This is a genomic window from Actinomycetospora sp., assembly GCF_036497585.1.
In the GTDB taxonomy this organism is placed as follows: domain Bacteria; phylum Actinomycetota; class Actinomycetes; order Mycobacteriales; family Pseudonocardiaceae; genus Actinomycetospora.
Window position 1 is genome coordinate 1 of the sequence record NZ_DASXJD010000194.1, and the last position, 9,605, is coordinate 9,605.

The window sequence follows — 9,605 nt, forward strand, 5'->3', positions numbered from 1 at the left end:
CGGCGGCGGCGGAGCTGAGCCGGCGGCTGCTGGCGGGGTCCCTCGACCCGGAGCTGGGCCTGCGCCACCTGCTCGACGAGGCCCTCGCGCTCGCCGATGCCGAGGGCGCGGTGATCTCCACCGTGGACGACCTGGACCCGACCTCGGTCGCCATCCCGTGCGCGACGGGCGTCCTCGCGGCCCTCGAGGGCCGCCGCTTCCCCGACGACGACACCATCACCGGCGCCGCCCTCGCCTCGGGGAAGGCGATCGTGGTCTCCTCGGTCGCCGACGACCCCCGTGCCGACCAGCTCCTCGAGGTGGCCCCCTCGGCGGGGAGTGCCCTGGCCGTGCGGCTGTCGGACGGGATCGCGGGGGACGGGACCCACTCGGTGCTCGTGCTGGTCCGCGACGCCCGGGCGCACCCGTTCGAGGACGAGGATGTCGATCTGGTCGAGGGTCTCGCGGTGCAGGCCTCGGCGACCCTGACGGTGGCCCGCAGCCGGGCGGACCGGGAGGCGCTGCGCCGGGTCGAGGACCGGGAGGCCCTGGTCGCAGACCTCAACACCCGGGTCCTGCAGCGGCTCCTGCGCGTGGGCACCGCCCTGACCAGCGCCGCCTCCGCCGCCGACGTCCCGACCCGGGACCGGGTGCTGGCCCAGGTCGACGAGCTCGACGCCCTCGTCCGGGAACTGCGGCGCGCGGTGTGGCAGGCCCCCTCGGCGGACCGGGCGGCGGGCGACGGCGCCGCGCTGCCCGGCAGGGAGGTCCCTCCGGCCCGGGCACCGTGACCGTTCGCCCCTGACCGGGCCCGGCCCTCCCCCGCCACGCTCGTCCCCGGAGCCGGACGCGACGAGGGAGGCCACGCATGAGGGGGGCCAGCGACGGCAGCACGACGAGGCCGTCCCCGGAGGAGGCCCTCGCCTGCGAGCACCGCCACGGACCGGTGGTCGCGGGCCGCTACCGGCTCGAGCAGGTGCTGCGCCGCGGCCCCGGCCGCTGCGAGCACCGTGCCCGGGACGAGCTGCTGCGCCGCGCCGTCACCACGTTGATCGCGGTGCCGCCGAGCGGGGAATCGCCCCTCGAGACGACGCTGCCGATGAGCGCCCGTCAGGACCACGGGCCCGGACTCGCCGAGGTGTTCGACGGCGGCGTCGAGAACGGGGTGCTCTACCTGGTCGTCCCCCGGCTCGAGGGGACGTGCCTGGCCGAGGACCTCGCCACCGGGCCGCTGCCGGTCGACGAGGTGCGGACGCTGGGCGCGCAGGTCGCCGCGGCCCTGGTCCCGCTGCACCGGCACGGGTGCGCCCACGGCGCGCTCGGGGCCGAGCTGGTCACCCGGGGGCCCGGCGGCGTGACGCTCACCGGGCTCGGGGTGGACGAGTGGCTGCACCGGTGGGCCCACCACCGCACCACCCCGCCCCATCCGGCGCCGGAGCAGCGGGCACCCACCCCGTCGGTCTCGCCCGCCACCGACGTCTTCGCGCTCGGGTGTCTGCTGCGCGCCGCCGCGGGCCGACTGCACCACTCGGACCCGCTGCGGCCGGTCCTGCGGGCGATGACCGCGACCGACCCGGCGGGCCGGCCCGGCACCGCCGAGGTCGTCGCCCGGCTCGCCGCACCCCCGACGGCGCCTCGGTCGCACCCGTTGGCCGGCACGCTCGCCGCGGCCGCGCTGGCCGGGACGCTCGCGCTCGGCGGGCTCGTGGTGCACACGGCCGGCGCGCCGGCCGGGTTCCCGGGGAACGCCACCATCGACCCGTTCGCGCTGCCCTCGCAGGTCGCCGCCGTGCCGGGTGCCCCCGTGGTCCCCGTCCCCGTGTCCGGCGGGGAGGGCGACGCGGCGACGCCTCCGGTGCGCGAGACGCTGGCCGGCGACTCCCCGCAACGGACGACCGCGACCGCGCCGACCTCGACCGCGGCGCACGCGACGACGGCCTCCTCGGCCCACCGCAGCGCCTCGACCGCCGCTCCGTCGTCCACGGACCGGTCCTCCGACGGCACCTCCTCCGGAGACACGTCGCGGCCGTCGCACCCCGGCTCGTCGCGCAGCGACGGGACGGAGACCACGGAACCCACGAAGGGCAGGGGGTCCGTCGTCCCCACGAGCTCGGACCCGCAGTCCTCGCGGACCCGCACCGGGTCGACGGCGGTCCTCGTGGGCTCCGGCTCCGCCGACCCGCGGCCCCGCGTGCTGCCGACCGGCGCCGACCGGGCCGCCCCGCGGCCGAGCGCGTCCCGGCCGACGGTCCGGACGTCCCGGCCCGCCCCGCACCCGATGAGCCGCGCGCACCGCACCGACGGCACCGACGGCACCGACGGCACCGACAGTGGAGGACCGGATGAGCGACACGGCGATCAGTGAGGCCCTGCGCGAGGCCGTGGCCCACGCCCTGCTCGCGCCCTCCGAGCACAACACCCAGCCGTGGCACTGGTCCCTGCACGACGACGTCCTCGACCTGCGGGCCGACCGCACCCGGCGCCTGCCCTCGACCGACGCGGGCGCCCGCAGCGTGCTGCTCGGCTGCGGGTGCGCGCTGCACCACCTGGTCATCGCCCTGGCCGTCGCCGGGTGGCGCGCGGAGGTCCGGCACGGCAGCGACGAGGACCCCGAGCATCCGCTCGCCCGTGTCACCATCGTCCCCGGCGACGTCGCCGACGCCCGGACCCGGCGGTGGTTCGCCGCCATGACCACCCGCCGCACCGACCGGCGGCGGTTCTCCGGGCAGGAGATCGGGCCCGAGATCGTCGAGCGGCTCGCCGACGCCGCCCGCGCGGCCGGCGGCACCCTGCACCTGGCCGTGGGCGCCACCCGCCGCCTGGTGCTCGAGGCGGCGCGCGAGGCCGACCGGGCCCTGCGGGAGCGCGAGGACTACGCCGCCGAGCTGCAGCACTGGACGCACCGGTTCGCGGGCGCCCACGACGGGATCCCCGCGGCGTCCCGGCCGGGCACGCCCGCGGTGACCTACGGCGACGTGGACATCCGGTGGATGCCGTCCGGGACCCTCGACCGGCCCCGGGCCGGCCTCGACGTCCGCGACTCCTCCCAGATCCTGCTGATCGCGGCCGCCTCGGACGACACGGTGTCGTTGGTCCGGGCCGGCGAGGCGCTCAGCGCGGTGCTGCTCGAGGCCGAGACGGTCGGCCTCGGCGTCACCCCGTTCAGCGCGCCCTTCGAGCTGCCGGAGACCCGGGACCACGTGCGCCACCTCGGCGTCGGCGCCCACCGGGTGCCCGTCATCGCCCTGCGGGTCGGGTGGCGGCTCCCCGACGCCGGCACGATCCCACCCACTCCGCGCCGCCCGCTGCACGCGGTGCTCACCGAGGAGCCGTGAACTACTACGCTGGTGTCGTCGCCGGGAGCGGGAGGGGACGATGGCCGACGAGCGGGGCAGGGGCCGGGGCGAGCTGGAGTCCGCCGTGCTCGCGGTGCTGCACGCCTCGCCCGAGGCGCTGACCCCGGCGGACGTCCAGCACGCCCTCGGTGACGACCTCGCCTACACCACGGTCATGACGATCCTGGCGCGGCTGCACGACAAGGGGGTCCTGCAGCGCGAGCGCCGCGGCCGGGCCTACGCCTACCGGCCGGTGAGCGACCAGGCCGGTCTCGTCGCGCGCCGGATGAGCCAGGTCCTCGACACGAGCGCCGAGCGCGACACCGTCCTCGCCCGCTTCGTCGACGATCTCTCCGACGCCGACGAGGCGCTGCTGCGCCGCCTGCTCGGCGAGTGAGGCGGTGAGCCCGTGAGGTTCGCGGTGTACCTGCCCTGGCTGCTGTCGCTGGCCGTCGCGCTGCCGGGCGTGGCCGCGGCCCTGCGCGGGCTGCCCGACCGGCTCGACCCGCGGCCCGTCCTCGTGCTGCTGACGACCTCGATGGCCGCCCTCGCCCTCGCGACGACGGCGTCGCTGGGGCTGCTGGTCGCCGCCGGGGCCTCGGACCTCGTGCACGAGGGACCGCTGACCTCGCCCGACGGGCACACCGACCCCGCCGCGCTCCCGGCCGGGCTGGTCGCGGCGGTCCTGCTCGCGCTCGCCCTGGCCCGTCTCGTGCGCACCGTCCGTACCCGGGCGCGGCGGCACCGGCTGGCCCGGGCCGTCGTCGCCGAGGGCGACGCGTCGCCCGTCCCGGGCGTCCTGCTCGTGGAGGACGAGGAGGTGTTCGCCGTGGCCACCGCGCCGCGCCCGGGGCATCCCGGCCGGGTGGTGGTGAGCCGCGGGATGTGGGCCGCGCTCGACGACGAGGAGCGCGCCGCGGTCCTCGCACACGAGCAGGAGCACCTCGACCGGTCCCACCACCGCTATCTCGCGGTGGCCGCGCTCGCGATCGCGCTGAACCCGCTGCTCGCGCCGTGGTGGTGCGACGTCGTCTACGGCGCCGAGCGCTGTGCCGACGAGGCGGCGGCCCGCCGCGTGGCCGACCGGCGGCTCGTGGCGCGGGCCGTGGGGCGGGCGGCGCTGGCCGCGCGGGCCTGCCGGTCCCGCCCGACCGGACCCCGCCGCGTCCTCCTCGACCCGGCCCTGGGCGCCACCGGCGGACCGGTGCCCCGCCGGGTCGGCGCCCTGCTCGCCGGGTGGGACCGCGCCCGCCACCCCGGGGCGCACCTCGCCCCGGCTCTCGTGGCCGGCGCCGTGCTCCTCACGTTCGTCGCGCTGGCGGCGGCCGGGGCCGCGCACGCCGCGTGGGACCTCGGCGACCTGCTACGGGCGGTCCCCCGGGCCTGACCGGAACGCTGCTACTACACTGTCGTAGTAGAGGCCGACCGAGAGGAGCCCCGTGACCACGGTGAACGGGCTGCCCGCCCACATCCTGCTCGTGCACGCCGTCGTCGTGCTCGTCCCGCTCACAGCCGTCGTGCTGCTGCTCGTCGCGCTGTGGCCCGCGGCGCGACCGCGATTGGCGGTCGTGGGCGGGGTGCTGGCCGTGGTCACCCTCGTCTCGGTACCGCTCACCACCGACGCCGGCGAGTGGCTCGAGCGCCGGCTGCCGTCGACCCCGCTGCTCCAGCAGCACACCCAGCTCGGAGACTACCTGCTGCCCTGGGCGATCGGCCTGGCCGTGATCGGGGTGGCGCTCGCCGCCCGCGAGGTCCTCGCCGGCCGCCGGGCGCGCGCGGCCCGGACCGAGGGTCCGGGCGCGGCGGTGGCGTCGCACGCGGCACGGCCCCGGAGCGCGAGCGCCCCCGGCGGCGTGGTGCTCACCGTCGTGCTCGCGGTGCTCACGGTCGTGGTCGCCGTCGGATCGGTTACGACGACCTACGAGATCGGTGACTCCGGGGCCCGCGCGGCCTGGACCGGGAAGTTCAGCCCGACCCCGCTCCCCCGCCCGCCGCACCCGGCCGGCGACGAGGGCTGAGCGCCCCTCGGCCCCCGACCTCGGGACCTGCGGCCGTGCCGCCGCGGCGTCGTCGCGGGTGGACTGGACGCATGATCGAACGTGACCTCGACGTCCCGGCCGGGGTGGACGCCGTCCGGCCCGTCGGCACCGTGACGCGCGGGGACTACGAGGACGTCGTGGTGCCCCTGCTCGACGCCGCGGCGCGCGAGCACCGCCGGCTGCGCATGCTGTGCGTAGTCGACGAGACGTTCACCGGGATGACGCCCGCCGCGGTGTGGGAGGACCTCCGGATCGGCCTCGGCGCGCTGCGCCTGCTCGCCGCGTGCGCGGTGGTGTCCGACCTGGGGTGGGTCACCCGGACCACGCGGCTGACCACCTTCTTCCTCCCGGCCCACGTCCGGGTGTTCCGGGCTGCCGAGCGCGACGCCGCGCTCGCCTGGCTCGCCGACCTCCCCGGGGAGCTCGCGCGGGTGCACCTGCGCGGCGACGACGGCGTCGTGGTCGCGGAGCTCGACGGCCCGCTGCGGCGCGAGGATGTCGACCTGATCCTCGCGGAGGTGGACGACTGGCTGGCCACCCACGCCGAGCTGCCCGGTCTCGTCCTGCACGCCCCGGCCTTCCCTGGCTGGGAGAACGTCTCGGGCCTGCTCCACCACCTGCGCTTCGTCGCCGGCCACCAGGACCGGATCCGGCGGGTGGCGCTGGTCGTGCCCGGAGCGGGTGTCGAGCTCGCCGCCGGGGTCGCCGGCACCGTGCTGCACCCCGAGGTGCGCCGCTTCGACCACATCGACGACGCCGTCCGGTGGGCGGCCGTGGCCCCGGTCCGGGTGGGCTGACCCGTGGCCACCCCGGTCCGCGCCGCACCGGTCCTGCTGCGAGCCGTGACGATCGGCGTCGAGATCGTGCTCGGGCTCAGCGCTGTCTACGGCGGCATCGGCCTGCTCACCGGCACCATCGGGATGCCGGACACCTGGCTGGAGGGCACGCCGTTCGCGTCCTGGCTGGTCCCGGGCGTCGCGCTGCTGCTGGTCGTGGCGGTCCCGATGCTCGCCGCGGTGGTCCTCGAGGTGCGCGAGACCGCCCGGGCGGCGGCCGTGTCTGCGGCGGCGGGTCTGCTGCAGGTCGGCTGGATCGCCGCCGAGCTGCTGCTCATGCACCGCTACGACCCGCTCCAGCCGCTGGTGCTGGCCCTCGCCACGGTCCTGCTCGCCGCCGTCGGCCTCCGCGTCCGATCCTGAGGAGGACCCCGTGTCCGCGACCCCCTCCCCGCCCGGCCGGGTGGCCGATCCCCTCGACCCCGCCGAGTGCCGCGCCCGACCGGTGGCCCACCGCCGGAGCCGGGACGGTGCCGCTGCGGGTGCGGGTGCGCCGCTGGAGCGGACGTCGCCTGCGCCAGGGCTGAGTGTGGCGGCCTACGCGCCGGGCTCCAGGGCGCCGGGGTCCAGCGCCCCGGGGTCGCGCAGGTCCGGGTCCCCGACGGGGGCCTGGGGCACCAGCGCGCCCTCACCCGCCAGCACGTTGGTCATCACCTCGGTGAACGCGGCCGGATCGCTGAGCAGCCACGAGTGGGAGCCCTCCACGACGTAGACCGTCGGGTCCCCGAGCGCGAGCCGGATCGCAGCCAGCGAGGCGGCGGGCAGCACCTGGTCGCGGCGCCCCCACAGCACGATCACGGGCAGCTGTCGGCGGGCGAGCTCCTCGAGCTCGGCCCGCAGGTCCGCGGTGCGCGCGAGCTCGGCGACCCGCCAGACCGCGAGCGGGTGGCGCAGCGCGTTCGTCGCGGCGTCCGCGAGCACCACCGGCAGCACCCGCCCGGCCTGCCGCGCGGGGCTCAGGTCGGCCTGCAGGTGCAGGCCCCAGTCCCACCACGGCCGCTCCGACATCAGCCGGGAGCCCGAGTCGTCGGCCGCCCAGACCGCGCCGCCGATGCTGTTGACCAGCACGAGCCGGTCGACGCGGCGGGGATGATCGTGCGCCAGCCGGATCGCCACCCCGCCCCCGAAGGAGTGCCCGACCACCGTGACCTGCTCGGTCACGCCGATGACGTCGAGCCAGGCCGCCAGGTGCGCGGCGTAGCCGCCGAGCGAGACCTGCGGCTCCGGCAGCTCCGCGGAGTCCCCGAACCCGGGCAGCGCCGGCGCCAGCACGCGCGCACCACCGGCGGCGAGCCGTTCGAGGGTCTCGCGGTACGACGCCGGGCTCAGCGCCCAGCCGTGCAGGAACAGCACGGCGGGGCCGCTGCCGCGCTCCCACCACACCACCCTCCGCCCGTCGACCTGCACCGACCGCCGCCGACCGCCGCTCCCGCCCGGAGCCCCGTTCGTCATGTGCCAACGGTGGGTGACGTGCGTCACTGCGCCCAGTGCCGCGGGGCCGGACCGCCCACGACGCTCGGCCCTTCACCGACGGGCCGCCAGTCCCTCCGGAGCAGGACGCGGTGCCCTGGGCGCCACCCGTGGTCCCGGGCACGGTGCCGGACGGTGCCCGTCGACCGCGACCCTCCGGAGGAACCCCCGATGACCACGACCATGCGCGCCGCGGTGGTGCCCGCCCTGGGCGCCCGGCTCGAGATCCGTGACCTGCCGAAGCCGGTGCCCGGCCCGGGGCAGGTCCTGGTGCGCATGGAGACCTGCGGCATCTGCCACACCGACATCCACGCCGCCCGGGGCGACTGGCCGGTGAAGCCGCAGCCGCCGTTCGTGCCGGGGCACGAGGGCGTCGGCATCGTCGAGGAGGTCGGGCACGGTGACGCGGTCCGCCGCCCCGACGACCGGGTCTCGATCGCCTGGCTCGGGTCGGCCTGCGGGCGGTGCCGCTACTGCGTCTCGGGGCACGAGACCCTCTGCGAGGCCCAGCAGAACTCCGGCTACAGCACCGACGGCGGCTGGGCGGAGTACGCGCTCGCCGACGAGCGCTTCGCCGTCCCCGTCCCGTCGATCGTCTCGCCCGTCGACGCCGCCCCGCTGACCTGCGCCGGCGTGACGACGTTCGCGGCGGTCAAGAACGCCCACGTCTCCCCGGGCGAACGGGTCGGGGTCTTCGGCGTCGGCGGACTGGGCCACCTCGCGATCCAGTACGCCCTGATCTCGGGGGCCATCGTCGTCGGGGTCGACGTCGAGGACGCCAAGCTCGCGCTCGCCACCGAGCTCGGCGCCGACGTCGTCGTCGACGCCCGTGACGACGACCCGGTGGAGGCGATCCGCGACCTCGGGGGCCTCGACGTCGCGATCGCGCTGGCCACCTCGTCGGAATCCTTCGAGCAGGCGTTCCGCGCGCTGCGTCGCGGCGGGCGGCTGATCTGCGTGGCGCTGCCCGCCGACGGCACGATGCAGCTCCCGATCTTCGACACCGTGCTGGGCGGCCTGTCCGTCATCGGGTCGATCGTCGGGACCCGCGCCGATCTCGCCGACGTGTTCGATCTGCACGCCGCGGGCCGCACCCGGGTGATCGCGCGGACCCGCAAGCTCGACGAGATCAACGAGGCGATCGACGACGTCCTCGCCGGCCGGGTCCCGGCACGGCTGGTCCTGGAGTTCTGATGCCCGCCCGGGCCCCGGGCGGACCGGGCCGGTGACCGCCGCACGCGGCAGCCGGCGCGGGGACCCCCCGGCAGCCGTCGACGTCGGGGCGCCCCTCGAGCGGCTCTGGCACGAACTGCACTCCCGGCCCGAGGGCCTCGACGAGCGGGACGCGGCGCGGCGCCTGCAGGTGCACGGGCCGAACGCGCTGCCGGTGCGGGGCGGCCCCGCGTGGCCCCGCGCGCTCGGGCGCCAGCTGGTCCACCCCCTGGCGCTGCTGCTCTGGGCCGCCGCGGGGCTCGCCCTGCTCGCCGGGACGCCCGTGCTCGCCGCGGCGGTCGTGGTGGTCATCGCGCTCAACGCGGGGCTGGCGTTCTGGCAGGAGCAGCACGCCGAGCACGCGGTGGCCGCCCTCGAGGCGTACCTGCCGGCGCACACCCGGGTGCTGCGCGGCGGCGTGGCCCGGGAGGTCCCCGCGGCGGAGATCGTGCCCGGCGACGTCGTGCTGCTCGCCGAGGGCGCGGCCGTGCCCGCCGACGGGCGGCTTGTCTCCGGCGGCGTCGAGGTCGACATGAGCGCGCTGACCGGCGAGTCGGTCGCGGTGGAGCGGCGGGCCGGCACCCACCCGCCGGGCCCGGCGCTGGAGGCCCCGGACCTGGTGTTCCGCGGGACGACGTGCACGGTGGGCTCGGCGCGGGCGCTCGTCACCGGCACCGGCGCTCACACCGAGATCGGCCGCATCGCCGCCCTCACCGGGCACGTCCGCGAGCGCG

At 77.5% G+C, this 9,605-nt stretch carries 11 protein-coding genes; 10 read left to right on the forward strand and 1 reads right to left on the reverse strand.

Annotated features, from left to right (window positions below):
- The 8 genes from VGH76_RS18520 to VGH76_RS18555 form a co-directional block, all read left to right on the forward strand.
- Positions 1-770: GAF domain-containing protein (locus tag VGH76_RS18520; protein ID WP_331558187.1), on the forward strand; the 770-nt coding region annotated here is incomplete at its 5' end.
- 77 nt (positions 771-847) lie between these two features.
- On the forward strand, positions 848-2,344 hold the full coding sequence (locus VGH76_RS18525; RefSeq protein ID WP_331558189.1) for a hypothetical protein: 1,497 nt from the start codon (positions 848-850) through the stop codon (positions 2,342-2,344).
- Positions 2,322-3,314, forward strand: a complete 993-nt coding sequence (locus tag VGH76_RS18530; protein ID WP_331558190.1) for an Acg family FMN-binding oxidoreductase — start codon at positions 2,322-2,324, stop codon at positions 3,312-3,314. Before VGH76_RS18525 ends, VGH76_RS18530 begins: the two co-directional genes overlap by 23 nt.
- A gap of 40 nt (positions 3,315-3,354) precedes the next feature.
- Positions 3,355-3,711 carry a BlaI/MecI/CopY family transcriptional regulator gene (locus VGH76_RS18535; protein WP_331558191.1) on the forward strand — a complete coding sequence of 119 codons (357 nt, stop codon included), beginning with the start codon at positions 3,355-3,357 and terminating at the stop codon, positions 3,709-3,711.
- A 12-nt stretch (positions 3,712-3,723) separates the two neighbouring features.
- Positions 3,724-4,701, forward strand: a complete 978-nt coding sequence (locus VGH76_RS18540; RefSeq protein ID WP_331558192.1) for a M48 family metalloprotease — start codon at positions 3,724-3,726, stop codon at positions 4,699-4,701.
- Between the two features lie 52 nt (positions 4,702-4,753).
- Positions 4,754-5,332 carry a hypothetical protein gene (locus tag VGH76_RS18545; RefSeq protein ID WP_331558193.1) on the forward strand — a complete coding sequence of 193 codons (579 nt, stop codon included), beginning with the start codon at positions 4,754-4,756 and terminating at the stop codon, positions 5,330-5,332.
- Between the two features lie 71 nt (positions 5,333-5,403).
- Complete coding sequence (locus VGH76_RS18550) at positions 5,404-6,150, forward strand: STAS/SEC14 domain-containing protein (protein WP_331558195.1); 747 nt, start codon at positions 5,404-5,406, stop codon at positions 6,148-6,150.
- A gap of 3 nt (positions 6,151-6,153) precedes the next feature.
- Entirely contained in the window at positions 6,154-6,552 is a 399-nt protein-coding gene (locus VGH76_RS18555) for a hypothetical protein (protein ID WP_331558196.1), read from the forward strand.
- Positions 6,553-6,726: 174 nt separating this feature from the next.
- Here VGH76_RS18555 and VGH76_RS18560 read toward each other — a convergent pair whose 3' ends face one another.
- Positions 6,727-7,641: an alpha/beta fold hydrolase gene (locus tag VGH76_RS18560; protein ID WP_331558197.1), complete on the reverse strand. Its 915-nt coding sequence runs from the start codon at positions 7,639-7,641 to the stop codon at positions 6,727-6,729.
- Positions 7,642-7,830: 189 nt separating this feature from the next.
- On the opposite strand from VGH76_RS18560, the gene VGH76_RS18565 reads away from it, so the two are divergent.
- Positions 7,831-8,853 carry a zinc-dependent alcohol dehydrogenase gene (locus VGH76_RS18565; RefSeq protein ID WP_331558198.1) on the forward strand — a complete coding sequence of 341 codons (1,023 nt, stop codon included), beginning with the start codon at positions 7,831-7,833 and terminating at the stop codon, positions 8,851-8,853.
- 31 nt (positions 8,854-8,884) lie between these two features.
- A partial coding sequence (locus VGH76_RS18570) for an HAD-IC family P-type ATPase (RefSeq protein WP_331558199.1) occupies positions 8,885-9,605 on the forward strand: 721 nt, incomplete at its 3' end.

Coding starts and splice junctions, on each gene's coding strand:
- VGH76_RS18525 (WP_331558189.1), top strand. CDS start 848: ATGAGGGGGGCCAGCGACGGCAGCACGACGAGGCCGTCCCCGGAGGAG.
- VGH76_RS18530 (WP_331558190.1), top strand. CDS start 2,322: ATGAGCGACACGGCGATCAGTGAGGCCCTGCGCGAGGCCGTGGCCCAC.
- VGH76_RS18535 (WP_331558191.1), top strand. CDS start 3,355: ATGGCCGACGAGCGGGGCAGGGGCCGGGGCGAGCTGGAGTCCGCCGTG.
- VGH76_RS18550 (WP_331558195.1), top strand. CDS start 5,404: ATGATCGAACGTGACCTCGACGTCCCGGCCGGGGTGGACGCCGTCCGG.
- VGH76_RS18560 (WP_331558197.1), bottom strand. CDS start 7,641: ATGACGAACGGGGCTCCGGGCGGGAGCGGCGGTCGGCGGCGGTCGGTG.
- VGH76_RS18565 (WP_331558198.1), top strand. CDS start 7,831: ATGACCACGACCATGCGCGCCGCGGTGGTGCCCGCCCTGGGCGCCCGG.